This window comes from Pseudomonadota bacterium (assembly GCA_039193195.1).
Classification (GTDB): Bacteria; Pseudomonadota; Gammaproteobacteria; order Steroidobacterales; family JBCBZW01; genus JBCBZW01.
Window position 1 is genome coordinate 54,695 of the sequence record JBCCWS010000002.1, and the last position, 26,578, is coordinate 81,272.

A 26,578-nucleotide genomic window follows, 5' to 3' on the forward strand; every position below is an offset into this window, starting at 1 on the left:
GTTCCTTATGGGCTGGTGCCAGACGCCAGCGACGGTTGTGTTAGGGGTTTGCCCACCGCATCGAGCACCAGGGCCGCGCGCCGAGTCTGATCTCCCATGAGGTAGCACAGGGCCGCCGGGCCCTCGGCGTATCCTTCGCGCGCGGCCCAGTAGGCGCGCGCCATCAGGGCGACGCCTGCGGCCGCGCCCACCTCGCCTATCTTGTCGGCCAGGTGCACGAGGGGAAAGTCTGGCCGCGGCGGGCGACAGACGCGATAGAGCATGAGTGACTCCTCCTCAAAGCGGTGTTCCTCGCCGTTGGCGTTGCTCATGCGGTAGGCGATGTCGCCTATGTCGATCTGGGCCTGCGCCAGGGCCTGCGTCACCGCGTCCGTAAGCGCCTCCGCCCGCGGCGGCTGGCCCTCGTGTTCCGGCCGCTCAGACATCGCCATGCCCCGCACGCGCAGGCCGAAGCGCTCGTCATCGCTAGCGCCCGTCAGCACAATGGCCGCGGCCGCCTCGCCAGGGATGAAGCCATCGGAGTTACCTGCCGTGAGCAGGCGGCACAAGGGCGTGCCCAGGCCGGCGAGGAAGTAGTTTATCGCGCCGCTCGACAGCAAACTCTCCGCGCCCACGACTACCACCCGCTGCACGGCGGACTCCCCGTCGAGCAGAGTGGCTGCGTACTCGAAGGCATCGACCAAGCCGACGGCACCTTCGCTGATGATGTGAAGGTCACCGGCCGACGCGATCTTCTCGCCCAGTGCGGCGCGCAGCGACGCCAGTTGGCCGGCCGTGACGTCTGGCCGCTGCGACTCCGCCAAACAGGCGACCACCGCGACCGGCCCGTCGTCGTCGGTGTCCGCCGCGTGCCCCAGCGCATCCTCCACGGCCGTCGCCGCCATCGCCGCCAAGCGCTCCGCCCCGCGCAGGGTGGGCGCCTGAGCCCAATCGATCGGTGCGCCGATGATCGGCCGCTTGCTCAGGTGGTCAATGAACGGCGTTTCCGTGAAGCCATCCAGCACCAGGCGAAAGGCAGCGCAGCTGGCCTCGGCGGTGTTGCCCACGCTGGACACCAACCCGACCGCATCGATGTGCAAACCCGCGCCCATCGCCGCTAGAGCCTCGCCCGGGACGGTCGGCCTAGGGGCTGATAGGTCTTCCCCGTCATGCGGGCGCGCTCCCAACCGCGGGTGGGCTTGCCGATCACCACCGCCTCGATGTCGCGCACGCTGCGCGCCAGCGGCACGTGCGCTCGGTACACCACGTCGAGGCGACGCGCGCTCGTGTCCACGATGAGCGTGTCGACCTTCGGCGCCAGGCGAATGCGCTCCCCGTCGTAGCGGATCACGGTCATGAGCACGGCCTCGAGGGGCAGGGGGATGCGGGCATCACCACTGGTCGTCAGGTTCTCGAGCCACAGCGTGTCGCCCGCCTCGGGGTAGGCAATCTGCTGGTCGGCGGGCGCGCACTGGTGGAAGCGCGCGTCGAAGTCGTCGGGGAGGAAGGGCGCACGGTCGCGCTCCCAGGCCTCATCGAAGGTGCCCGCATGATCCGGCCTCGGCGCCCAGTGCCGCGCGATAGGCCCCAAGCCTTGGGGCACGTAGTCAGCCTTCGGCGAGTCGATGGGCACGTCGAGCTGCTCCGTATTGGGCAAGGGCGTGCCTTCCAGCGCGTCGTCCACCTCGAACCAGGGCCCGACGCCTTCCGGGTTGGCCGGGCAGCACCTAACGTCACCGTCAGCGTCCTCGACAGCGCCACCGTAGGCATTTCGCCAGCTCAGGGGCAACTCGACGAAGGGCACTGGGTCACTCGCGCGCCAGCCACCGTCGGCTCCCCGCGCCCACGCGCGCTCGCCGATCACGGCGAAGCGCTTGCTCCACTCGCCAAGGCCCATGCCCACCGCGACCCGCTCGCAGGGTTTTCCCGCCGGGGCGTACGCCACGGCGCCGTGCAAGACCACGTCGCAGTTCGGCTTGTAGGGCACGAAATCGTACTCGTGGGCCAGCACGTCCGTGCCTTCCAGCTGTACATCGTGGTCGTGGAGCACGACCCTTTCGGTGATGGGCGTCGGCGCTTGCGGCGACGGGGAATCGTCCCAAGCGAAACACGCCTTCGCCACCACCACCAAACACATCTGATTGGTCGCGAGGCGACCCGGCGCGCAACCCGCCGTAAGCCGAGTGGTATTGACTAGCTCCACGAACCTCGCCCGACCCTGCGCGCGGCGGCCTAGTTGAGCTTGACGGAGGCGCCTTGGATACGGTTTGGGCCGTAGGCGCGGGAGGTGAGGACGCGACCGGAGATCGTGATGTCGCCCTCGGGCGAGATCACCACCTTGCCGTCGCCGCAGCGAAGCTCGATGCCGGTGGCGCTCGACAGCACCTTTGGACCCTGATCGTCCGCCTGCTGCACGAGGCCGGTGACGATGGGGCGGCTCAAGAGTTGCTGCTCGAACACGAGCGTGCAGAGCTGGTCGAGCTGGGGCGTCTCACTGATGGCGAGGCGCGCCGGAAATCGCTGCGCGCTTCCCTCCCAGTCGAACTCCACCACCGCTTGGCAACCGGCCACCGCGACGATGCGCCCGACCACCACGCCCGGCAGCGCAGCGTGGGCACGCTCGAGCGACGCTTCGCGAGCGCGCCGCTGACCGGTCTCCTCGGCCAGCTGATCGATCACGTTAGGCCCAGGGGACGGCTCGGCGACTGCCTCCTCCTGACGCGACGGGCCGTCAATCGCCGGCGGGCTCGTGGTCGTGGTGATGCCATCGTCCATGGTAAGCGGGTCCTCGTCGGCGCGGGCTCAGTTCTGCAGGATCTTGCGACCCTTCATCGTGATGTTGTTCGACGCGCGGACGTCGATCTCACCCGAGCCCTTAATCGTGATGTTCTTACCCATCAGGGCGATCGTGCCATCGCTCTTCATGATCAGCTTGGCATCACCCGTGCGCAGGATGATTTGATCGCCGGCATCGATGTAGATCTCCTTGCCGACCTGGATCTCCTGGGTACCGGCGATCTCAATCGACTCGTCGCGGCCAACGTTCTCCGTACGGTCGCGCTTGATCGTGATCGTCTCGTCGGTGCCCACCTCCTCCGTGCGGGACTCACCGATGCTGATCTTCTCGTTCTTGCCCACCTCTTCCGTGCGGTTGCTACCCACCGTGGTGGTCTCGTCGACGCCGACGCTCTTGGTGCGGTTGTTGCCGATCTCCAAGGTCTCGTCGTTGCCGGTGTTCTGATTCTTGTCGTTGAGGGTCTTGATCGTGGTGTTCTTCTGGGAGTGCAGAAACACCTCTTCGTTGCCCTTGCTGTCGTCGAACATGAGCTCGTTGAAGCCGCCGCCGCCGGGGCTCGAGTTCGACTTGATGGTGCTCTTGACCTTGTGCTCGGGCAGGCCGTAGGGCGGACGATTCTGACCGTGGTAAACACGCCCGATGATCATCGGCCGATCGGGATCGCCCTCCTCGAAGCTGATCACCACCTCGTGGCCGATGCGCGGGATGTCCATGCCGCCCCAGCTAGCGCCGGCCCAGAGCTGGCTCACGCGAATCCAGCAGGAGCTGCGCTCGCTGTAGGTGCCGAGGCGATCCCAGTGAAACTGCACTTTCACCCGACCGTACTCGTCCGTGTAGACCTCCTCGCCGGCAGGACCGACGATGATGGCCGTCTGCACCCCGTCAACCCGGGGGCGGCGCGCGATCGGCGCACTGCGCAGCACCGTGTTCGACGGCGCCGCGCCGAACTCGCAGGAGTACATGGGACTCAGGCCGCCTTGATCCTGCTCCGTCGCCTGCGGGCTGCGGCCCGCCACGGCCACGCTGGTGATCGTGTACTCTCGGTTAAAGCGATCGTTAGCGTGCTTTTGCAGAGTGAAACGGTGGCCGACCAGGAAGTGGCGCGCGCTGGTGGAGGCGCGCAGCGTGCGACGCTTCGCTTGCAGAGCATCCAGGCGCGCACCCACGCGCTGGTCGCCGAGGCCGGACTCGGTGTAGATGCCGGGGTAGTCGTACTGCTCCAGGCGCATGGGTTGGTCGACCTGCTTGTCGAGGTGCAGGTGATCGACGCTCGGTCGCTCGAAATCGAAATCGCGCAGGGTGACCGCGTTGGTGGTGACCACCTCCTGCCAGCGCATGCCGTAGACCATGCGCTGAGGCGCGATGCCGCCGCCCGTGTCGTGGTGTTCGATGCTGTCGCCGCCCGGCAGCTTGGGATGGCTGGCGGGGTCGTCGATGAGCGTGAGCGTGCTCTTCCCTTCGCTGTGCGCGAAGAAGTAATAGATGCCCTCGTCCTCCATCAGTCGGGTGACGAAGTTTAAATCGGATTCGCGATACTGGACGCAGTAAACGCGCGGCTCGTAGGTGCCGCGCAGGGTGAGCTTGTAGTCGCTGAGGCCCGCGCCGTCGAACACCTGCTGAAGGATGTCCGGCACGGAGAGGTTTTGGAAGATCCGGCAGTCCTGGCGGTAGCTCAGGAGCTGGAGCATGGGCACGACGCGGGCCCGGTAGCGCGTGTAGCGCTCGCTCGACTCGCCGTGGAGGAAGCTCGCCACCACGCCGTGGAGGAACCGCTCCGATTGGCCGGCTTCATCGTTGATGCGCAGGGTGGCCGGTTTGCCGACCAGATCTTCGAGGGTGAGGCCGTCGTCCTCGGAGATCAGATCGATCTCGTACGCGTAGGGCGTGGAGAGCGCCTCCTGGCCGGAGAACTCGAGCACGCGCAAGGTGGGGTCCTGCAGGCCCTCGATGCTGAACTCGAAGGGCACCATGTCGAAACGAACGGCTGCACTCGCCATGACCATCCCCTGTGCTGGCCACACGCCCCGAGCGGGCGACGGGCCGTCTCCATCTCACGACGCGCGCTAGACGAACGGCGCCGTCGTCGCGATAGACGGATCGGCCGCCAAGCCCGCAAGCTTGACGGCCGCGCCTTGTGGACCGACCCGCCCAAAGGGTACGAGTCGATCCGCAATTAGTACACGCCTTAGGTCGCGTCGGGTTTACGCCAGTCGTCCTCACCGGACGTGCCAGCGGCTTCGTGACGCCACTCGATCTTACGATACTTGAAGGAGATCTGCTCCTCGTGACCGAGGTGGTCCATCGCCGGATCCTGGCAGTGCGCCATGCTCGCCGTGATGTCGACGATGACCGCGTCCGTCAGGGTGGTGGTGTAGTAGTGCTCGGACGTGCCGTCGGCCGCCGTGCGGAACCACTTGATCTCACAATCGAGCAGCTCGCCGGAGGTGAGCGCGTTGTAGAGCAGAGGCGAGGCCTTGTCGAAGGCCTTGGTGATCACCAGCTGCTCGTGGCGACGGGGGCCTGCCGGCTGACCGTTCTGCGGGTTGGTCGGGATCAGCACGGTGTGGTTGAAGCCCTGGACGAGGATCTCGTCTTCATGGCCTTCCTGCCAGGTGTTGCCGATGCTCTTGTCGGTGCTAGCGCCCTGGGACACGTTGCCCTGCTTGCGACCGGTGATGCTGAGATACGCGGGAGTTGGCATGTTGTGTAGCTCCTTGCGGTGGTGCCCTGGTTGGGGGCGGGTCTATGTGCGGCGCCGTCGACGGTGTTGCGATCCGATGACGTTGCCTCTCGTAGGCCAGTTAGCAAAGAGCGGGCCAGCTTCACGCGCCCTTGGTTAATCTTTTTAATCAATTACTTACGGCCTCTAGCGCATCGCAGGCGAGACTAGCGGCAACTCAGCTGTGCAAGATCTTGCGCAGTTCAACGGGCAGGCGTGACGGCTTCTTCACAGTGCACATTGCGCCGTCGCATCCGCTGCTGCTGTCGGAACAGTCGCGCAGGACGCCAATGGGATCAGCACCGCGCCGTGCGACCTAGGGCAGCAGGCACGCTACGGGTTGGGTCTTGGGCGCCCGAACCGCCTAGGACCGACCGGCGCAGCACGACGCTCAAAGACTGCGAAGTCGGGTGTGCCAGTCATCCGAGTTGACGTCGCGTGAGACGTCCAGCGCTGCCTTCCACTCACGTTCCGATGGATCGGCGAATTGCAAGCCGAGCAACAGGGGACCGTCGCAAGTAGTGGCGACCAGGCCACCTAGATCTGCGGCTTTGATCGCGCGGACAACAGCTCGCGTAAAGAGCTCGGAAATCTGATCATCGCTCAGGGCGGCGTCGTACATATCGTCGAGCAGATCATCAAGACGCTCATTCAGCTCCGAAAACGCGCGGTAGGCGAAATTCAGCTCCTTCCACTGGGATACATGCAGCTCACAATAGTCTCGGGCCGACTGCGACGCGCCTCCCTCCTGCTGCAGCTTGTCCTCAAGCCAATCACGTGTGTTAGCAGCAAGTGCGAAGCTGCTGTACCCCGAGGCGCAGAACACCGCAACGGCGTACACTGCAGCACCGGAATACTGAGCGTTCAGCTCGCCTATTGCGCACCTCAAACCCAGCTCGAGCAGCCGTTGTACTTCAGTTTCCAATGAGTCGAGAGTGGTCATCTCCGATCACCATGCGAGAGCGGTCCTGACGAGCCGAGTGCTACCTTGCCTTGGAGACTACGGCCCAATCCTCGAGCACCTTGATTATAGACCGTCTGTCTCCTCGTACCGCCTCTAGCCGCGTCATCAGTTCTCGTTGCGGCCCTGTGCCGTGTTGTCCCGCGACGTTCGGCGCCCAAGTCAGGTTCTCGCGAGCAAGCAGCGGATCAATGCCAACCTCCGCGAGTATCTCGCGGCTCCTCGCGCTGAATTCACCCCGCCCCACCTTCTCAACGAGATGATGCGCATGGCTTGGCGGTCCAGGGTAAGTGGTCGCCGAGATCTCCTCCAAGTACTTCTTCCAGTTGTCTCCCCATAGGTTGTCGCCGCGCCTCAGGGACCCCGCGTACACGATGTCGGAGATCTGCTCTTCGCTCAGCCCTTGATCGCCAAGTGCCTGCTTCCAGGCGCGGAAGTCCTTCCGATCCAGGGTCGCGAACTCATCGATGTACTTGGCGAAATCACTACCCGCTTCGACCGCCTCATCGAGCTTGCCTGGTCCAGGCTGAGCGCTATCCCCAGTGCGCGTCCCAACGGCGGCCGGCTCGCCCGGCGCTCGAGCCTCTTGAACCAACCTGTTGGAGCCCCCGGCCGGCGGTGTGTCCACTCGACCCGCTCTCGGAGCTCCCCCGGCGGCTTCGATCACAAGATCGAGCTGAGCAGCCAACCAGTCACTCATCAAGCGCTTTTGCGTCTCCAGCTTGGCGAGCAGACGACCGATGGACTTCCTAACTGTGGCGATCGCTACCAAAGCCTGCTTCGCTCGCTCACTTCCGAGGTCCAGGCGCCGCACCAAACCTTCGATCGACGACAACATCTCCTGGAGCACGCCTACCGCACCGCGTACCTGTTCCGCTGCGGCGTCCATGTGCTTCGGCAGATCACCTCGCATGGTCTTCAACCAGCGGTGCGCATTCCCCTGCTTCACACCGAGCTTGTTGAGCACTGCCATCAGCTGCGCCCAGATCTGCGCCAGCTGCTTCGCACTGAGCTTGCCTGCGGCCGCGCCAGCGTCCTGAAGCGCCCTTATCAGCATCTTCAGCACACCCTTCACCGCAGAACCTACCGTCGGTATGCACCCAACTGCGATAAGGAACAAGCCAAGCCATAGCCATGTTTCACGAGACAAGCCAAGCATCTCGGGCGCTTTCGCCGCCTCACCGGTCTCATCGCCATAGAAATCCACTAGATGCTTGATACCCGCTATCAGATCGCGCACGTCCAAGACCTGGTCGGCGATCGGTATCAGGCCAATGAGCGCATTCACCGCCATCTGGCTGATCGACTGTTCCTCGTTGAAGTCGCCTTGGATCAGGCCCCAAAGCCAGTCCAGAGCATCTTCGAGAGGCGTTGTCGCTTCGGAGGTATCGGCGCTCGGCGGTTGCGGTTGGTACTCACCGGGATCGTCTCTGAACTCGTACTCGAACTGGCTCACCGACGCAGGCACGCCGGCCAAGTGGACAGTGCCAGCAGCGTCGAGTGCACCCTCTGCACGGTAGCCGTCCGCCGTCACCACGTAGCGGGCCCCAGCCACCCCGGAGCCGTCGTGATGCAGGTACTGAAGCTCAATCCAGTGCTGAGGCTCTTCCCCAACCAGAGGCTCCGATTCGCTTGCGATCTCTACCTGCACGCCGCGGGCGCCGGCTCCTCCTTGCCAGATGCCGGCAGCGGCAGCATTGAGACCGGTCCACTGAAGCGCTTCCAGGGCCCGGCGCAAGGTCGGCCAATCGACCGCGAGGCGCCTTAGTCCGACGAGCGCATCGTCGCCGAGCAGCCCGGACAAGGGTCCGGCAAAGTCAGTCCCAGCGATGTAGCGCGCCGACGGATCGCTGCGTTGGTGACGCATCACGTAGCGCTCCCAGCGCCGGCGCTGCTCGGCGTTCAAGGCTGCAAGCGATCGCACCGGGGGGAACTGTAAAACCTGCCAGACGGTGTGCAGTAGGGCGAGGCTGAAGGCCTGGGCAGATCGCAAGCGGTGCGCCGAATCATCCGCTTCGGTACATGCCAGCACCGCGGCACCCGCATTCGGTTCGAACGGCACTGCTCGAATCCATAAGCTAGGCCGTTCGTACACGTCCGCGAGCACGAACTCTCGCGTGAGCAAACGCAGGACTCGCTCATCGCGGCCGGCCTGCCACAACCCTTCGGCGAGCCCAGCGGCGAAGGCAGGCACCCCGTCGAGTGCCCGGATGCCCGCATCGCGCAGCCAGACTAGCGAATCGAAGCTCTCTGTCGGCTGGAGCAGCGCTCTCCAGGACCGCTGCCCCGCCAAAACGCTCTCGTCAGACATCAGACTTCCTCAGCCAAGTCCAACTTCACCAGCTTCATCTGCAGCGAACGCCGTGAGATCCCGAGCGCTTGTGCAGTTCGCGTACGGTTCCCGTCATGGGCGGCTAACGCCTGCTCGATCACGTCCCGTTCGTGTCGCTCCATAGCCTCTCGCAGGGATGCGGGAGGGGCTGTCTCCTGCGCCAGCGGCGTGAACCCGACCCAACGCTGCTGCTGCCAATCCGCCGGTAACTCCGCCTCGCAGACAGCACCACGTGGCTCCACCAACACAACCGCCCGCTCTACTACGTTGCGCAACTCGCGTACGTTGCCCGGAAAGTCGTGACGTAGCAGCAGATCCATCGCCGCGGGCGTAATCCCACTCACGGGCTTCCCATGCACGTCTGCAAACGCTGCCAGGAAGTGCTGCACTAGCGCCGGAATGTCCTCGCGTCGCTCACGCAAGGGGGGCACGGTCAGCGGAAACACATTCAGTCGGAAGTAGAGATCGCGACGAAAACTCCCATCCTCCACCTTGGCCTGGAGGTCATGATGGGTAGCTGCCACCAATCGCAGATCCACGCGACGGCTCTTCGAACTCCCGAGGGGTCGCACCTCCCCATCTTCCAACACGCGAAGCAGCTTCGCCTGCAAAGCCAACGGCAGATCGCCGATCTCGTCGAGAAACAGCGTGCCGCGATGAGCCGCCCGCAGCAGCCCCTCGCGCGACTCCGTAGCGCCCGTAAACGCCCCGCGCTCATAGCCGAACAGCTCGCTCTCGAGCAAGGCCTCGGGCAAGGCAGCACAGTTTTGAGCCACCAGACGATGGTCGCGACGGGCGCTGTTCTCGTGCAGCGCCCACGCCACCAGCTCCTTGCCAGCTCCGGTCTCTCCTTCAACTAGCACGGTCACATCGCTGGCGGCCGCCTTCTCCATCAGGGCGAATAACGTCTGCATCGGTGGCGAATCGCCGATGATCGTAGTGAAGTCGCAACGCCCGTGAACGCGTTCACGCAGCTGGCGATTCTCGCGCTCCAGCACACGATTCGCTTCATCCAGCACGGTGACGAGTCGCTGGTTCTCATCTAGAAGGCGGGCGTTGTTGATCGCCACAGCTGCTAGGGAGGCGAATCCACGCAATAGCTGCTCTCGCTCCGTGGGCCCGCTGCGAGAGCGGCTAATGCCACGGGGCCGCGCCAGCTCGTCGACCCCGCGAAGCTCGAGCACTCCGACGCTGACCTCATCAGGCAGACTCAAGGGGACGAGCAGCAAGGACGAGGGCGTCGCGCCATCGGCAGAGTGGGCATGATCAAAGGCCGTGTCCGTGCTCACGTCGGCGATCTGTACGATGTCACCGGAGAAAGCGCAGAACGCTTCAGCACGCCGGTGATCAGGTCGCCCTTCGCTGTACAGCTCTACCGGCCCGGCGAGTCCTTGCGTAGCCCCCTCGGCACAGGAGGCAGCTTGGCAAAGCAACTGCCGTCCCGTCGGATCGAGCACGTACAGTCGCCCAGACCGCGCGTGAGTTAAGTCGATCGCCGCCATCAACATGCGTTCGAGCAGCGAATCGAGCTTGCGCTCCGTGGCAATCGCCGCCAGCACACTTAGCAGCTGCCCAGGCAGCGGTGCGGAACGCCCTGTAGGTCGGTGCGTTTTCGCGCGCGCAGCCATCAGCTGAACTGATAGGTAAAGGCGCCGTCGGCATCGGTGCCGATACGCAGGGCGTCAAATGGTTCATCGCCGCCGAGGCGACCCAGCACCTCCGCGGAGATCGTCGGCACCAACGACCCGTTGATCACCAGGTCGATCATACGCGCGCCCGCATCCACCTGCAGGCAGCGACCGGCGATCTGCTCGACCACGGCATCGTCGTAGAAAACCTCGATGCGCTGGGCGGTGGCCAGGCGCTCAGCCAGTGTGTCGAGCTTCAAGCCGACGATATCGCGCACCACCTCGTCCGCCAGCGGCAGGTACGGCACCACCGTCATACGCGCCAGCAGCGCGGGTGGGAAGTGACCGAGAAGCGTCGGCCGGATCAGCTGGGCGAGGCCCTCGCCATCGATTTCGGGGTTCCGCCGCCACGCCTCGATGATGTCGTCCGAGCCGAGGTTGCTGGTCATCAGGATCAGCGTGTTGCGGAAGTTGATGGGCACGCCCTGGCCGTCGGCGAGTTCGCCGCGATCGAAGACCTGGTAGAACAGGTTCATCACATCGCGATGGGCCTTCTCCACCTCGTCGAGGAGCACCACCGAATAGGGCCGTTGACGAACCGCCTCCGTGAGCACACCGCCCTTGTCCGAATCGACGTAGCCCGGCGGCGAGCCGATCAGGCGCGACACGGCGTGTCGCTCCATGAACTCGGACATGTTCACGGTGGTGAGGAATCGCTCGCCGCCAAACATGAGGTCTGCGAGGCCGTAGGCGGTCTCCGTCTTGCCGACGCCGCTGGGCCCGACGAGGAGGAATACACCGAGGGGCGAGGACGGATCAGAAAGCCCCGCCTTCGCCGCTCGCAGCTGCTGCGAGATGCTCTCTAGCGCAGTGCCCTGGCCGCGGATGCGACCTTCGAGCTGATCGCGCAGGCCGAGCACCGTTTGCGCCTCGTCCCGCACCATCTTGCCGAGGGGGATACCGGTCCAGTCGGCAATGACCTGAGCGACGACGTCTGGGCTGGCCTCGTGAGCCACGAGCGGATCGCCCGCCTGCAACGCCTCCAGCTCGCTGAGAAGCGAGCTGAGTGCTTCGCTGGGTGGCACCTCCTCGCTCGGCGGCGCCTCGGTGGCAGTCGTACTACGCTCTGCCGCCGTCACACTGTCATCGCTCGGCGCCACCGCCGCGCGCAGGGTCATCACCCGCTCGCACAGGTCGCGCTCGCGCTCCCAGCGCGCCGTGAGCGATGCCTGCTCGCTGAGCAGACCGTCGATCGTGGCGTCTAGTTCGCTCACCTGGTCCGTGTACGCAGGCTCGACGACAAGGTCTCGCGAGATCGCCCCGCGCTCGCGGTGCAGCTCGGCGAGGCGCGATTCCACCCGCTCCAAGGCAGCCGGGCGCATCGCTTGACTGAGACGCACGCGTGCACAGGCCGTGTCCAGCACGTCGACGGCCTTGTCCGGCAGCAACCGCCCGGCGATGTAGCGCGCGGACATCTGTGCGGCCGCGACCACCGCATCGTCGCGCAGGTACACGCCGTGCGCCTGTTCGTAGCGCTCGCGCAGGCCGCGCATGATCGTCGTCGCCTGTTCCGGCGACGGTTCGCCCAGCTTGATCGTGTGGAAGCGCCGGGCGAGGGCGCTGTCCTTCTCGATGTACTTCTTGTACTCGGTCCACGTGGTGGCGGCGATCGTGCGCAGCTCACCGCGGGCAAGGGCGGGCTTTAGGATGTTGGCCGCATCGCCGGTGCCTGCAGCGCCGCCGGCGCCGATCAGCGTGTGCACCTCATCGATGAACAGGACGATGGACTGACCACTCTCGCGCACGCCGTCGATCACACCCTTTAGGCGCTTCTCGAACTCACCGCGCACGCTGGCTCCCGCCTGCATGCCCTGTAGGTCGAGGGCGAGGAGGCGAATGTCAGCGAGGGGTGGGGGCACTTCACCGGCAGCGATGCGCAGGGCCAGTCCCTCGACCAAGGCGGTCTTGCCGACGCCGGCATCGCCGACGGCGAGAGGGTTGTTCTTGCGCCGACGGGAGAGCACGTCGATCACCTGACGGATCTCATCGTCTCGGCAGAAAATCGGATCGATATCGCCAGCCCTGGCCTGCGCCGTCAGGTCCGTGGTGAAGCGCTCGAGCAGTTCCTCGGTGGCGTTAGCGAGGGCGGGCGCAGCAGGTGCCGCACCGTCGCCGCCCTCGCCCGTAGCGAGGTCTCCGTCACGGCGTGGCCCAGCGGGCTCACGGCTCGTCGACAGCACCTTCGCCAAGTCTTTGCGCAAGCGCGCCGGGTCGATGTCACTCAGCAGCTCTGACGCATCCACCTGGGCGCGCAGGGACCGATCCCCGAGCAAAGTGAGAACCGCGATGCCGGAGCGAATGTCAAGCTGATCGAATTCCACCGATGCCATCAGCCACGCCGAACGCACCCAATCGATGAGGGCACTGGAGTAGACGGGCCGATCGCGGTGACCGCCGCCGCGCTGCTCGATCTGCTGATGGAGGCTGCGCAGCACCGGCGCGGGGTCGATGTCGTGGTGGCGCAGGATCACCTGTACGTCGTGATGGGGCTCTGCCATGAGTTCCAACAGCAGGTGTTCGACGCCGATCTCGTAGTCGCCGCGCTCGATGCACGCCGAGGCGGCGCGCCCGAGGGCGTCTCGGCAGTGCGTCGACAGGCGACCGATGAGCGGCTTCAAGGAAATCTCTAGCACGTGGCATCTCCCTGCACGGCGATCGTGCTCTGCACTTGACCTACTGGATTTGCTTGTAACCAGGACCATCGTCCAAGCTGGGCACCGGATCCGCCGCCGAGCGTGGCTGCCTTGTTTGCCTCGGGGTTTACGTGGAGGCGCAGCTCCCAGCTCAACGGGCGCCGCAGCAGCATCCGCACGAGCTCGCCGATGCGCTGGTAGCGCCAGCCGCCCGGCAGCAGGCTTTCGAACTGCGACTGATCCACGTCCTTCACCTCGATAGCGAAGCACGTGTCGCGCGTCCCCACGCGCGCGCCGAGGGTGGCGTCGACGCCGAGACGGCACCCGCGCCGACCCACGCGTAGGCGCTGCTGCTCAGGGATGGACTCCCAGCGAAAGACGTAGTGTTCTATCGCCACGCGAACTCCCAGGGCGGCGCGGAGAATCTGCGCCAGCACCGCCTGTGAGCATTCGCCTCGGGCCGTCGACTCCATGAACGCCAAGAGCCCGAGCGTGTGGGAAGGCATCGGCGGCGGCTCACGATCGCCAGTCGTCGGGGCGGTCCCGGTCGGCTCGGCGCTTGGCGAGACGCCAAACGATGCAGTGCTCACCCGCTGCCGCGGCCGCGCCTGCGCCCCTACGCCGATCAAGGCCAATAGGCGGTGCGAGATCGGATCGCTGCCGTCGGCGCGCAGGTGCAGCGGGTAGCGATACTTCTTGAAACCGTCGTAGAGCAGGCGGTACAGGCGCTGGTGGAACACGTCGAGAAAGCGTCGGCGGGCGCTTTCCTCGTCCTCATCCTGGGCGATTCGATCGAGGTAGTAGTCCGGCAGGGGCGAGTCCACGCCGTAGAGGCCGAGGAAAGTGACCGTGAAAGTGTGGCGCGGCGGCTCATCCACGTCGACGAGTTCTGCCTTGCACGCCACCACGTCCGAGGCCGGCACGGCCAGGGAGCGGCTCGGCCGCACCCGCACATAGCGATCGAAGGCAGCAGTCGTCGCCAGGTCCACGCCCGAGGTGCTCGCCAACGCTCGCTCCAGCAAGCCCAGGGCCTGAAAGAACCCGAAGCGGTGCGGCTCGCGCGCGAGGCGCTCGCTCAGAAGCTCGAGCGTGGACCCGTCGTGGGCGTCCATCGAAACTCCTCGCGACTGTCGCGATCGACGACGGTCAGCTCGTGGAACATGTTCACGGTAGCGAAGGCCGCCATGAAGCGCTCGAGTGCACAGCCGAACACGTACATGGCGCCCGTGCTCTCGAAGGCGCGCGATGACAGAGTGATCTCGGTGGCGTGGCCGCGCACCAGATGGCCTTTGAACAAGCGGTTGGCAGGGCCGGTCCTCGTGACCTCCAAACCTGAGAGGAGGGTATCTACGCGACGGCCTTCCCTGGCGTCTACCCGGCCGAGAAAATCGAAGCGCTTGAGCACGCTGCGCAGGGCCTTCGTGTCGAGCAAGGTGTCGAAGCTGCTCGCCATGCTCGCCACGAGATCCCACAGCAGGCGGTCGTCGAGATGGGGGCGCAGGTAGCGGGTGGGGCGGGTGAGATTGCGGAAGGTGGCGAATTCCGGTGACGTGCTGGTGGCCACGTTGATTTCCCCGCGACCTATCGCTTCGCATAGGTCGCCGTCGCTACAGGTCACGTCCACTGACACGGTGCGTGGTTTCCCTAGCGGGTCATCTTCGAAACCGAACTGCAGGCGCGCGCTGCCTGGCTGCATGCCCCCGACACGAGTAAAGCGGAGCTGGTACCAATCGTGGTTCGCGCCGCTCGCCAGCGCATCGAAGGAGTCGAAGCGCACGAGCCGTCGCGGTTCCGCCTCGCCCTCCACCAGGGCCTGGGCCGCGTCGACCTCGTACAGCTCTCGCACGCCGCTCTCGCCGGCCTGCTTCAGCTCGAGGGGATAATCGAACCGTTCACCGTCGACCACGATGGGCCGCGCGCTGGCCTCGTAGAGGTTCGTGATCGAGACGCAATTGATGTGCACCATCGTGTGCGCGGCCGCCCCGCCCGCGTAGGGCCGCGCAAGGGAGAACTGCAGGCGCACCCGCGGCTGGCCCTCGCGGTTCAGGAAGTCAGCCGCCTTGGCCCAGTTGCGCAAGCGCAGGAACAGGCGCCCAGCGGGGAAGCAGAAGGCCTCCTGCAAAGCGAGATAGCCCGCCGCAGGCTCCTCGGCGCCAGCGGGCGGACTTACGGCTGCCGCCTGGCCCGTGCTCAGCAACGGATCCGCGCCGAGGGGGCACCGAGCGACCACCTCGCCCTGCTCATCGAGGCAGGTGAGCTCGCCAGCCTCCACGTGTTCACGCAGCAGCCAGTACAGATCGCAGGCGTCCCCGAGATCTTCGGGCAGCGGTGCCCCCAGATAGAGCACCAGGCCATCGCCGCTCTCATCAAAGCGCGCCCCTGGCCATAGGGAGAAGTCCAACGTCACCTGCTCGCGCCCCGCGCGGGGTTCCACCCGCACTTCGCGCAAGGACCACGGGTGCAGCGCTAGTGGAGAGGTCGTGCGGAAGCGGCAGCGATGGCCGTTTACCGGCCGCGACTGCACCTGCACGCCGGTGCGCACCGTTTGCGTCTCCTGGTAGGCGTTGGCCACCGGCTCGAACTGCAACACGGCCATCGCGGGCAGGGGGCGCAGGTAGTGCGGCCACCACAGGCCGAGCAGCGTGTGCAGGAGCTCAGGAAACTCATCGTCGAGACGCTCTTGCACCCGACCGGTGAGAAAGGCGAACCCCTCGAATAGGCGCTCGACGTCCGGGTCCGTCGACTCCGGTTTCAAGAAACGAGCGAGATCCCAGTGCTCCGCCGCCGCCTGCTCGCGCAGTTCGTTCAGGCGCTGAAGCTCCTCGCGGAAGTGGTCGCGTCGGCTCACGATCACACCGACACGACGGTGAAGTAGTCGGCGCGCCGCATCAGCGAGTGGGCCCGAAAGGGCTGCAGCTGACCGTCTCCGAGCACCAGCTGGGCGCGGATTTCGAAGCGCAGCTCACCGGGCTCACGCTCCTCGAGTTCGCTCACGCTCACGGCGCGCAGGCGGGGTTCGAAATCTCGCACCATCTGCTCGATCGCCGCACACAGGCGCGGCCCGGGATTGCTGTAGGTGAGGAACCAGTCGGAGAAATCAGGCAAGCCACACGCCGGTGCGGACTGTGCCTTGCCCTGGCGCATCTGCATCAGCTGGCTCAGGTTCTGCACCACACAGTTGGCGATCTGCGACGCCGACGCGTGGCGCCGGATGGGCTCGCCATCCGACGCGCTGTCGATGCGCGATAGAAGCGCGCGATTCCCCATGGGTTGTCGGTCCAGCGATGAACTCGCTAGTCCGACCCTGCCTTCTCACGCGCGACCAGGGAGAGCTCGAAGTCGCCGCCTTCGTACTTGAAGTGCGGGCTAACGTTGATGCTCACCTTGTACCAACCGGGATCGCCGTCGATGTCCTCGACCGTGATGTCGGCCTGGCGCAGGGGGTAGCGAGCCATGATGCCGGCCGGCGGGTTCTCCTGATCGGATACGTACTGAGCGATCCAATCGCGCAGCTGGCGCTGCAATTCCTCACGGCTGACGCCTGCGCCGATCTTCTCGCGCTGCATCACCTTCACGTAGTGCGCCAGGCGGTTGATCAGGAACATATAGGGGAACTTGGTGCCGAGCTTGAAGTTCGCCTGCGCCACCCTGCCCTCTGCCGTGTTCGGGAAGCGCTTCGGACGCTGCACGGAGTTGGCTGAAAAGAAGGCCGCATTATCGCTGCCCTTCCGAATAACGAGGGGGATGAAGCCCTGCTCGGAGAGCTCGAACTCACGCCGATCTGTGAGCAGCGCTTCCGTCGGGATCTTGCTCTCGATCTGCCCCATCGCCTCGTAGCTGTGGGTGGGCAGATCGACGACCGCCCCACCGCCCTCCGGCCCGACGATGTTGGCGCACCAGCGGTAGGTCGCAAAGCTCTCCATCAGGCGGGAAGCGAACAGCACGGCGCTGTTGCCCCACAGGTAGTTGTCGTGTTCGCCATCGAGCTGCTCCTCGTAGTGCAGATCCTTCACCGGGTTGTCCTCCGGGTGATAGGGCGCTCGGAGCAGGAAGCGCGGCATGGTCAATCCGACGTAGCGAGCATCCTCAGACTCGCGGAAACCGCGCCAGCGCGCGTACTGCGGGCCCTCGAAGATGCTGTCGAGATCTTTCAGGTTCGGCAGCTTCTGGAAGTCGCCGTCCATGTTGGGGAAGAACGTGGTGTCGGCGGAGCCGATAAAGGGCGCATGCGCCATCGCGGAGACGCTCGCGATGTCGCGCAGAAGGTTGATATCGGGGTTCGACGGCCCGAAGGCGTAGTTGCCAACCACCGCACCGTAGGCCTCGCCACCGAACACGCCGTACTCAGCGCTGTACACGGTTTTGTAGAGACCTGACATCGTGATATCCGGTGCGTCGGCGAAGTCGTCGGCGAGATCCTGGCGCGAGACGTTCAGCATCTCCACCCGACAGTTCTCGCGGAAGTCCGTATGCTTGACCAGATACTCGAGACCGCGCCAGGCCGACTCGAGCTTCTGGAAGTCCTCGTGGTGGAGCACCGCATCGAGCTGCGCACCGATCTTGCGATCGATCTCGCCGATGAGGGTATCGATGAGTCCGCCCTGGACGCGCTCCTCCGTGCGCTCCTCCTGCACCAGGATGCGCACTAGCTCCCCGATGCCGCGCTTGGCCTTCTCGTACCCCTCCGAGCCGGCACCGATACCGGTCGCGTCGGCGATAGAATCCAATAGCGAATCGCTGTCGCTCGCCTCCAAGGTTGCACCCTGATTCTCGGCTTGCTCGTCTGCCATCTTCATGACCCCCAAACTTGGTCTTCGCGCCGATCGTTGCTTCGGTCGCCGCAGTAAATCACTCCACGGTGCGGCCGGCGATCTGCGGCCGCATGAGCGCTGACGCTAGTCGTCGGAGAGGCCCAAGGCGTCTAGCACGGCCTTGCGCTGCTCATCGCTCTTCATCATCTCCTGCATACGCTTGCGGAAATCCGGGACGTTACCCAATGGGCCTTTTAGCGCCAAGAGTGCGTCGCGCAGCTCCACAAGCTTGGCCAGCTCCGGCACGGCGTTGACCAGGCTCTCTGGCCGAAAGTCCTTCATCGAGTCAAAACTCAGCTCGACTGGAAACGCCCCGTCTTCCTCGCCACTCAGCTTGTCTTCCACAGACAAAGTGAGCGACAGCTTCTGCTCGGCGAGCACCTCGTTGAAATTCTGCTTATCGATACTGATCGGTGCGCGATCCTCAAGGGGCGTATCGTCGTCCCGTAAGGTATAGTCGCCGATGGCGAGCACCTTCATCGGGAGCTCCTTCTCCTCCATGCCATCGCCGTCTGGCTTGAAGGTGATGTTGATGCGCTCGCGGGGAGCGACGGTAGGCTTGTTGCTGGACATTCCTTGAATCCCCTAAGGTCAAGCGCCGCTGCAGCACGGCTTCAGTTGTCGGTCGTTAGTCTGTTCTGTAGCGCCCAGGACGGCGCGCAGCGCGCGATGCGTGCCTCGGCCTGATGCACCACCGCGCGTGCACGCTCGCGCAGCAACTCGTCTTCGAAGGACTGGCGCGCCAAGCGCCGTCCCAACATCGCCACGGCGAGGGCCCGCTGAGGTTCCCACTCCTCCAGCGCATGCGCAGCAATCTGCGACTCCAGCGCCTCGAGCTGCGCGAGCGCGACTTCCGGCGCGGCCGCGTCGAGCAGCAGGCTGGCGAGTTCGCTGCGCAGTTCGAAGCGCGCCGTCGCCGTGGACGCGGCAGCGAGAGCAGCCTCGAGTAAGCCGAGGGCTTCCGTCACCTCCCCCTCGGCCGCGCGCTCGCGGGCGGTAGCCAGCAGCTTGCTAGTGGCGTCGTCGACGCCTCCGGCCAGCGTGGTGAGGCTTGCCTCGCCCGGATCCACGAGTACACGATCTGCGATCCACGCGCGCGTCTCTGCGTCGGCGAGCGCCATCCCCCCGCGGAAGCTCGCTTCCACCAGCTGCGGGTAGCGTTGCAGGAAGGTGCGAAGCTCGCTCACCACCGCCGCCGCACTGTCATGGGCCGCCAAGCGACGCAGGGCCGCCCACGCGTGACGGTTGATATCCAACCAAAAACGACTGGACGGTAACATGCTCTCGGCGGTTTCCAACACCTTGCTCGCACCTTCGGCGGATTCTAACTGCTGCCAGTTAGGGGGCCGATTCGGCGGCGGCAAGGCCTCGGGTCGCACCTGCGCGCCTAGGCTGCCCCAGAGCCAGTTGCGCAGGAGCTTATAAGCGTACGGATTTTCCGGTTCCTGGGCGCGCCTGAAACGGGCTAGGGCCACGATGTAGCTGGTGCCGTCCTGCGTGGCGCTGCGAAATGCGCTTTCATCCTCAAGAGCAGTGGACGCGGGCGCGCCTGGGAGTGGCGATGACCGAGCTCCCTCGCTCCCCACCCCAGCTGGCGCCGCTTGAGTGCTGTCGCGCAAGCTAGGTGCGCTCGTCATCGATGTCGAGGTCGCTGCGGGCGCAGGCGCCCCTGCCTTGGCTGCAGCGGGGGTGGTTTGTGCGCTCAAGGGGGGCGGCGGCGTCAGCGCCGCACCCGTCGCGTGCTCCTCGCGAATGAGGCGCGCGATTTTGGCGAGGGAGCTGGCACCGCCCACACCCGATGCCGGGTCTTGCAGCCGCGCATCGGCCGCATCGATCGCCGCCGATGCCGACGCCAGCAACTCGAGGCTGACGTCCTGCAGCCCTTGCTGCTTCAACCACCCATCAAGGCGCTCGGCGAGCCACGCGATCGCGGTCGCCCGACCGCGCGGTCGGGTGGGATGGCAGTGTTCGCCGAAACGCTCCAGGAAGGCATCCAGGAGGCGCAGCCCGGTCACCAGCCCGCCCACGTCCTCGGCGGCGAGGGACGCGTAGACGAGCCAGGCCATGACCCGCAAGTCCTTCGATGTCTCCCCCACGTAGCGCCGGCTATCGGTCAGCACGGCAGCCCAATCGGTCCCGCGCACCTGCCAGGCGGAGTTCACTTGGGCCTTGATGCGCTGAAAGGCCTCGTCCTCCTGCGCGTCCGGCCCCACGCCATGCTCATCCCCCTCGATGGGTACTAGCAGCGTGGCCAACCATTCGTCGAGCATGGTCGCGGCGTCTGCGCCACTGCCGGCGACTGGCGTGGGCGGCGACGCGGGCGCCTGCTGCTCCTGGTGAATCGGGTCCGTCGCGCTCATCCCTTAGCTTCCCTCAGTCATTCGCGCCGGCGTTCAGCCGAGCGCCTCGAAGCGAATGACGATACTCGACACGTTATCCTCGCAGGCTCCGCTGCGGGCCAACTGCACCAGCTGACGAGAGGCCGCCCGCGCCGACTGGGCGGACGCTAGGGTGGCGTGGATGGTCGCTTCCTCTACTTCCAAATAAAGGCCATCGGAGCACAGCAATACCTGGTCACCGCCCCGCATTTGCAGGGATCGAACGTCGATTTCGAGAGCTGCGTCGGCACCGATCGCCCGGGTCAGCGCGCGGTCGCCATCATCGCTGACGTGATCGAGTGAGATCCGTTCTAGCCGCCCCCCGCGCAGCAGGTAGGCGCGGCTGTCCCCCACCCACAGGCAGGCGGCCTGCCCGCCCGCCTCCACCACCAAAGCCACTAGCGTGGATCCAGAGCGCACGTCAGCGTCTCGGACGTCGGTCCGCAGGCGCTCATTCACCTTTGTGGCCGCCTCTGCCAATGCCTGTACGCGGGCATCAAGGCCCATCGATGCTCTGGGTGCCTGACCGAGCTGCTGTACTAGCAGCAGGCTGGCTTCGTCGCCGCGCGCATGCCCACCCAGACCATCCGCCACGGCCCACACGCCCAACTCGACGCTCTCCAGTAGTGCGTCCTCGTTGCGTTCACGCACGTTGCCCACGTGGGTGGTGCTGCCGGAGGTCCAGCGAAGTGCGCTCACGCGGCACCTCGGAACCGTCGCCGAGCTCGACCATTAAACAGCATCGCTCTGCTCCGCAGCTTGTGCGGGGGGGTGCAGCAGCTCCGCGAACTGCTCGGGTGTCGGCCAGCAAGCGAATGCCGCCAACGCTTCGCATCCATCCGCCTGGTGCTTTACCTGCCAGACGCTGCAAGCGCCTGCGCCGTTTGCTAAGGCAAGGTCTAGTACAGCGAGCGAATGCGCGTCGGACTCGACCCTAGTCGGTGCATCATAACCTGACGAATTCGCTAGCATAGGGAACGCTGCGAGCAGCGCCTCTCGAAGCTCAGCAGGGGGCATCACAGGCTCTCGCAGGCATCGCACGAGGCGCTCCTCGAGTTCATCGAGCAAGGCCTGAGCCCGGCGGAGAGTCGTGATAGGCGGCGCGATACCAACCAGTTCAACGCACACAAGAAGGGGAAAGTAGCGCCCCTTTGCGTCGACGCTCGGCATCATCGCCCCCAATTGGAGGCGCCGCTCAATCGCCGAATCGCCCGCGGCCGGCAGGTGGCAGAAGCGCCAAACGGGAGACGGCAGATAGACATCGATCCACGGCGCGCCCCAGCGCGTCTGTAAGGCATCGACGTAGCTGCTGAGCCAGTCGAAGAGGCGATCGACTTCGGTCACGGGCAGGCCGTGCTGGACGTAGTCGGCGTAACCCGGGTACTTGCCGACGTAGCCTGAGGATGCAATGGCGTCGAACTGCGGTTCCGTCTCTACAGGGCTGGGCATCGGAACCCCGTCAGTTGATCGTTGACCAGCGGGTTGACCGCACGCTGAGCGTCTAGGCTGACGCCCACCGAATACCCATCGATCTCGAAGGTTGCAGCCACCACGCCGCGCCCCGGGCCAGCCACGACACGCGCGTCCTGGAGGGCACGCAGCAGCGCCCATGGTCCATCCCACCGACGCACCAGGCGCTGATCATCGGTGGTGGTGAGCTGCAGCGTGAATCCGCTGGCTTCGCTGCGCGGCCACTCTATTCCCACGCTGCGCGTTGGGCCGCCCCGCTGGTAGCGCACCGGTTGACCATCCAACTCGATGCGTACGGTGTTGATGCGCGGATCGACATCCGCCGCCGTCAGCCGCAGCCCAAGATTGAGCGGAAGGTCGTAGTAGGTGCGGCGGATGGCCGATGCCTGCTGCATGGCTTGGGCCAACGCGATCGGCAGGCGCAAGGCCTGCACTTCCTCGGTGGTTCGCCATCGCCAGGGCCGGACCGTTCGATCGAGGTAGGGCCCCAAGATGCTGCTGGTGAAGGCGTCGAGTACGCCCCCATCCCCGAACAGGCGCGCAAAGTCGTCGAGGCTGATGTCCTCCCCGCTGCTCGCGGTCATGGGAAAGCGCCCGTTGGCCGCCTGCGAACAGAAGGGCCAGACGTCGGCCAGGTAGCCCGCGCGGACTTCATCCTCCGCCGCGACCCGCGCCTCGCTGAGCGCCACCGCTTGCTCCTGGCGCTGGGCATCGGCCACGGCGGAGGCGCTGCTGGTCACGAGGGCCCGCGTCCAGCCGTTGACCGGCGCCGGCTGCTGCTCGGCGATGACGTTGAGGTCCGACACCACCCGCTGGCGCTGATCCACATCGTCGTAGACGCGCAGCACGTTGGCCGTCTCTCGCAGCAGGGCATCGAGTTGGGTGACCGTGCCTTCCATCAGTCCGTTGAGCGATGAGAAATGCTCGGTGATCTGCTCTCTCGGGGTTGCCTCGTTGGCACCAACCCCACTGCCCACGCCGAGGCGACCGATAGTGCGGCCGATGCGCGTGCGGTTGGCGAGTCGCCCCGCCGCCTTGCCGACGCCCCCACCTCCCGCCTTCGGCTCTTCCGGCAGCGCGAGTCGGGTCTGCCCGTACACCTTCTCCAAGAGCTTGCGCACAGGCGAGTTGGGGCCCACGTAGGCAGTGATCACAGAGCGTTGGCGATCCTCAGGTGAGCGCCGCACGCGAAGCACGTTGAGTGCCCGTTCCCACACGGCGAGGTAGTCGGCGACGTACATCTGCGTCAGTCGCACCTTGAGCTCTCGCTTGGACGGCAGGCGGTAGCCTTCCCCGAACACCCACTCGCGGGAGGAGTGATCGTCGACGAAGGTAAGCAGCTGATTCTCCTCCTCCAGCAGCGCCTCCAGCCCCGTTCGGGTGAACAAGCCAGGGATCACCAGCGCTGGCGTGTCCGCGCCATCCCAACCGAACACCTGGGCAAAGATCAGGGGATTCGGCGCGTTGCGAAGGTCGGTCTCCCGGCCGACGGCTCCCTCGGTCGCGCCGCGCAGCAACTCGTAGGTGAGACGTGCGGGGTCTCGATCGGCGAAGCGCTCCCGACTCGCGAGCACGGCACTGCCTTCGAAGGGCGTCTGCGGCAGCGGCTGCGCCTGGGGGCCATCGTAATAGCCCAGATGAGCGAGCAGCTCCTGCAGCAACTCGCCGTCGTTCGCGAACTCCGCGTCAAACACGGCCGCAAACCAAGCGAGCAGCTCCTCCTTGCGCGCTGAGTCGTTCAAGCGCTCCCGATCGGAAAATGCCGCGAGGTACTCCAGGAGGACGAATTCCTCGTAGGTACTGCGCCAGGGGCTGGTCGGCGCTAGCGCCAACGACGCCCCGTCGGGTCGCTGGCTCAGGGAGTCGTAGAGCCATGCCGCGAGATACGGCACGAAGTAGTTCGCCGACGCGTCCTGGTACAGATCGGAGGACAGACGCTCCAGATGGGGCGCCAGGGAAATCCCTAGCGCGCGGGTGGGATCGGTGGCCTCCAGTCGCGCTCGGTCACTAGCGCGCAGTGCCTGAACCGCCCCAAGGAAGTCGAGTAGCTCGCTCGGCTCGGCGCCCGTCGGAAGCAACTCCTGCGCTTGCGCCCGCAGCGCCTCAGCCTCGCTCAGCGCCTGGGTTGACGCGCGAAAGCCAAGCAGCCACACCAGACTGGAGACCACCACGGCGACGACGGACGCCGCGATACTCGCCCGCAGGGCAAACCGCTTCAGGAACCGTCGATGGGGGCTCTCGCCCACCAACTCCCGCTCAGCGAATACCTTCTCGCGCAGAAGATCACGCACGAAGTAGCTTCGGCCCTCACCCCCGGCGCTCGACTGCTCCACTTCGGCGATGCCGAACAGCTGGCTGAGCTCCGTGGTCAGCTGGTCGATGGGCGCGCCGGTTTGCGTGGCGCTGGTGAGGTACACGCCGCGTAACCAGGCCCGATCGCCGTTGCTGTCCGGCCCGAGCGCCTGCTCGGTGAACTCCGTCACGCACCGAGACAGGTGATCCAGCTGCCATGGAAACGCCTGCACGGGGACGGCGTAGTGCAGCTCGCGCTCCTGGTAGAGGCGGTGCAAACCGCGTTGACGCAAGCGGTGCGTGAGCCCTCTGAAGCCGTCGGCAAGATGCTTGTGAAGCTGCTGACGGTCGACCTGTACCGCATCGGCTACATCGAAGCCCCATACCTGGGCCCGCTGGTCTGTGCAGTTCAGATCGCGGAAGTACTCGGTGAAGCCGGCCACCAGATCCATCTTGTTGATGACCAGGTAGACGGGAAGGTCGACGCCAAAGGCTGACCGCAACTCGCTCACGCGCGCCCGCAGCAAGGTGGCTTCTTCGCTCATCGCCAGCTTATCGTGCTGATAGGTGCCCAGGATGTCTTCGGCGCTGATCACGGCCAAGATACCGTTGATCGGTTGGCGCTTTCGATATCGCCGCAGCAGAGTGAGGAAGCGCTGCCACTCGGCCTGGTCCGCCTCCCGGTGCTGGTCTTGCTTCACATAGCGACCGGCGGTGTCTAGAAGCACGGCCTCACGACCCAACCACCACTTGCAGTTGCGCGTGCCGCGGGAGCCGCCGATACCCTGCTGATCGTTGGCACGCTCGTAAGGAAACTCCAGGCCGCTGGTCCGCAGCAGCTCGGTCTTGCCAGCATCGCTCGGCCCCAACACCACGTACCACGGTAAGGTGGTGAGCGCACCGCGATTGTCTCGCTCGAGACCAGCAACGGCCGCGCCAAAGGCACGTTCGATCTGCGCCACCTGGCTGTCGACCTGGTTCTCCTCTACGGCGAGTGCTTTCTTCAGTCGCGCCGCATTAATCACGCGCACCAGGTGACGAACGAGGACGATCAGACCCCACAGCACATAGAGGCTGGCGATCGCGAGGACGCGTGGCCAAACTCCCGCCAATGGCCGGTAGTAGGTATCGTCTTCGGCCTGGAAGATGGGCCATGACTTGCCGACATGCCAGATCACCAGCCCGACTAGCGCCAGACCTAGGGCGATCAGCACAGGACGACTGAACAAAAGGCGCAACACAGCCTTCATGCGTCACCGGCCTGGCAAGCAGGGGGTTGTTGTAGCGGCGCGTCCGCCGTGTCCACGGCGGGCAGGAGAATCTCCACCCGTCGGTTGGCAGCGCGGCCGCTCGGCGTGTCATTGCACTCGCGCGGGCGCCGATCTGCCACCCCTCGCGCCCGCAGGCGCTCAGGCTGCAGGGCATTCGCGCCGAACACGGCGACCACCTGCTCCGCCCGCTGGCGCGACAGGGTCTCGTTGCGTGCCGCGCTACCAATACTGTCGCTGTGCCCCTCCACGATCACCGCACCGTCGGCCTCGCGCAGGGCATGCGCCACGGCGCCTAATAGTGGCTGCACGTCGCTGGCGAGGTTGGCGCTGCCGGATTCGAACATCTGCGTTGCGCTCAACACGATGCGCGTGCCGCGCACATCATCCATGAACAGCTGCACCTCGCCGCGCTCGATCTGCGGCGCCAGGAGCCGGAACAGATCAAGCCGCGGCGGCGGCAGGCCATCGTTCGGGAAGAAATCCTTCACGCCGAGTCTGCCTTGCGCGACAGTCAATGCAGCGAGGCGGTCTTCATACTGGGCGCGAGTCGGCTGCAAAAGATACTGCAGCCCAACGAACATACTGGTGAGCAAAGCAGCCGTGATCGCGAGGGGCACCCAAGGGGGGAGCCGGCGCTCAAGGTTCTCCCCGGTATCGACGGCGACCGCGCCTTCAGCACTCAGGCTCGCCTCCTGTGGCACGCTGCGTTGCAGCTCGCGGTAGGTGTCGCTTGCGAGCAACCCCATCGCCTCGCCGTCACCTTCAGCGCTGAAACCGAGACTGAGCACCGTGTGGTACAGGGAGAGTAAATCGTGTTCCAGCTGCCCCTGCTGCAGCTGAGCGCGGATCTTGCTGGTCAGACGCGAGAGGTGGGTGGTCTTGTGCACCTCGGCCAAGACGCTCTGGCCGGACCACTGGGTACTCGCATCGCGCCCCCACAGCGTGCGAAGCACGCAGTCGTCGAGGAAGGCGCACAGGCAGAAGCTCGCTTCGTCGATGATCGACGGCGGGTAATGCGTCGCCAAACGCTCCCGATAGGCGAGCACCGCGTCGATGATCTCGATCCGCAGCTGATCCAGGTCATCCGGGCGCTCAGCGCCGCGCAGGTAGCCGCCGAGGGCGAGCAGGGAGGCCGCCTCGTCTAGGAGCGGATTTGCCCCTGCCAGCGAGTGCGCGATCGGCATCGGCGTGGGTTGTGGCGCGCGAGGGTGGCGAGCCGGTGCCGCTGCCCACGACGGCGCTTGCGA

The 26,578-nt window shown here is 65.6% G+C and carries 19 protein-coding genes; all 19 read right to left on the minus strand.

Going from position 1 to position 26,578, the window contains the following annotated elements:
* Nucleotides 1-5 precede the first annotated feature (5 nt).
* Nucleotides 6-1,091 carry a hypothetical protein gene (locus AAGA68_02510; protein MEM9383903.1) on the minus strand — a complete coding sequence of 362 codons (1,086 nt, stop codon included), beginning with the start codon at nt 1,089-1,091 and terminating at the stop codon, nt 6-8.
* A 5-nt stretch (nt 1,092-1,096) separates the two neighbouring features.
* The gene (locus AAGA68_02515; GenBank protein ID MEM9383904.1) at nt 1,097-2,182 is read right to left on the minus strand and encodes a DUF2169 domain-containing protein; all 1,086 of its coding nucleotides are present in this window, start codon (nt 2,180-2,182) and stop codon (nt 1,097-1,099) included.
* Between the two features lie 29 nt (nt 2,183-2,211).
* On the minus strand, nt 2,212-2,754 hold the full coding sequence (locus AAGA68_02520) for a hypothetical protein (GenBank protein MEM9383905.1): 543 nt from the start codon (nt 2,752-2,754) through the stop codon (nt 2,212-2,214).
* A 27-nt stretch (nt 2,755-2,781) separates the two neighbouring features.
* Nucleotides 2,782-4,773, minus strand: coding sequence for a type VI secretion system Vgr family protein (locus AAGA68_02525; protein MEM9383906.1), 1,992 nt, complete (start codon nt 4,771-4,773; stop codon nt 2,782-2,784).
* Nucleotides 4,774-4,961: 188 nt separating this feature from the next.
* Nucleotides 4,962-5,477 (minus strand): Hcp family type VI secretion system effector, encoded by a 516-nt coding sequence (locus AAGA68_02530; protein ID MEM9383907.1) that lies wholly within the window; start codon nt 5,475-5,477, stop codon nt 4,962-4,964.
* Between the two features lie 409 nt (nt 5,478-5,886).
* Nucleotides 5,887-6,438 carry a DUF4303 domain-containing protein gene (locus tag AAGA68_02535; protein ID MEM9383908.1) on the minus strand — a complete coding sequence of 184 codons (552 nt, stop codon included), beginning with the start codon at nt 6,436-6,438 and terminating at the stop codon, nt 5,887-5,889.
* A gap of 40 nt (nt 6,439-6,478) precedes the next feature.
* Entirely contained in the window at nt 6,479-8,767 is a 2,289-nt protein-coding gene (locus AAGA68_02540; GenBank protein MEM9383909.1) for a hypothetical protein, read from the minus strand.
* Nucleotides 8,767-10,416, minus strand: coding sequence for a sigma 54-interacting transcriptional regulator (locus AAGA68_02545; GenBank protein MEM9383910.1), 1,650 nt, complete (start codon nt 10,414-10,416; stop codon nt 8,767-8,769). Before AAGA68_02545 ends, AAGA68_02540 begins: the two co-directional genes overlap by 1 nt.
* Nucleotides 10,416-13,109 (minus strand): type VI secretion system ATPase TssH, encoded by a 2,694-nt coding sequence (gene tssH / locus AAGA68_02550; protein MEM9383911.1) that lies wholly within the window; start codon nt 13,107-13,109, stop codon nt 10,416-10,418. Before tssH ends, AAGA68_02545 begins: the two co-directional genes overlap by 1 nt.
* Nucleotides 13,103-14,221, minus strand: a complete 1,119-nt coding sequence (gene tssG, locus AAGA68_02555) for a type VI secretion system baseplate subunit TssG (protein MEM9383912.1) — start codon at nt 14,219-14,221, stop codon at nt 13,103-13,105. The genes tssH and tssG overlap by 7 nt, the downstream gene beginning before the upstream one ends.
* On the minus strand, nt 14,185-15,957 hold the full coding sequence (gene tssF / locus AAGA68_02560; GenBank protein ID MEM9383913.1) for a type VI secretion system baseplate subunit TssF: 1,773 nt from the start codon (nt 15,955-15,957) through the stop codon (nt 14,185-14,187). Before tssF ends, tssG begins: the two co-directional genes overlap by 37 nt.
* A 2-nt stretch (nt 15,958-15,959) precedes the next feature.
* Nucleotides 15,960-16,376, minus strand: coding sequence for a type VI secretion system baseplate subunit TssE (gene tssE / locus AAGA68_02565; protein ID MEM9383914.1), 417 nt, complete (start codon nt 16,374-16,376; stop codon nt 15,960-15,962).
* 26 nt (nt 16,377-16,402) lie between these two features.
* A complete protein-coding gene (tssC, locus tag AAGA68_02570; GenBank protein MEM9383915.1) occupies nt 16,403-17,905 on the minus strand; it encodes a type VI secretion system contractile sheath large subunit in 1,503 nt (500 codons plus the stop codon).
* 99 nt (nt 17,906-18,004) lie between these two features.
* The gene (gene tssB / locus AAGA68_02575) at nt 18,005-18,493 is read right to left on the minus strand and encodes a type VI secretion system contractile sheath small subunit (GenBank protein ID MEM9383916.1); all 489 of its coding nucleotides are present in this window, start codon (nt 18,491-18,493) and stop codon (nt 18,005-18,007) included.
* A gap of 41 nt (nt 18,494-18,534) precedes the next feature.
* Nucleotides 18,535-20,280, minus strand: a complete 1,746-nt coding sequence (gene tssA / locus AAGA68_02580) for a type VI secretion system protein TssA (protein ID MEM9383917.1) — start codon at nt 20,278-20,280, stop codon at nt 18,535-18,537.
* 33 nt (nt 20,281-20,313) lie between these two features.
* Entirely contained in the window at nt 20,314-20,997 is a 684-nt protein-coding gene (locus AAGA68_02585; GenBank protein MEM9383918.1) for a PP2C family serine/threonine-protein phosphatase, read from the minus strand.
* 33 nt (nt 20,998-21,030) lie between these two features.
* Complete coding sequence (gene tagF / locus AAGA68_02590) at nt 21,031-21,747, minus strand: type VI secretion system-associated protein TagF (GenBank protein MEM9383919.1); 717 nt, start codon at nt 21,745-21,747, stop codon at nt 21,031-21,033.
* Nucleotides 21,732-25,310 (minus strand): type VI secretion system membrane subunit TssM, encoded by a 3,579-nt coding sequence (gene tssM, locus AAGA68_02595; GenBank protein MEM9383920.1) that lies wholly within the window; start codon nt 25,308-25,310, stop codon nt 21,732-21,734. Before tssM ends, tagF begins: the two co-directional genes overlap by 16 nt.
* Complete coding sequence (locus AAGA68_02600) at nt 25,307-26,515, minus strand: DotU/TssL family secretion system protein (GenBank protein ID MEM9383921.1); 1,209 nt, start codon at nt 26,513-26,515, stop codon at nt 25,307-25,309. The genes tssM and AAGA68_02600 overlap by 4 nt, the downstream gene beginning before the upstream one ends.
* Nucleotides 26,516-26,578: the final 63 nt, after the last annotated feature.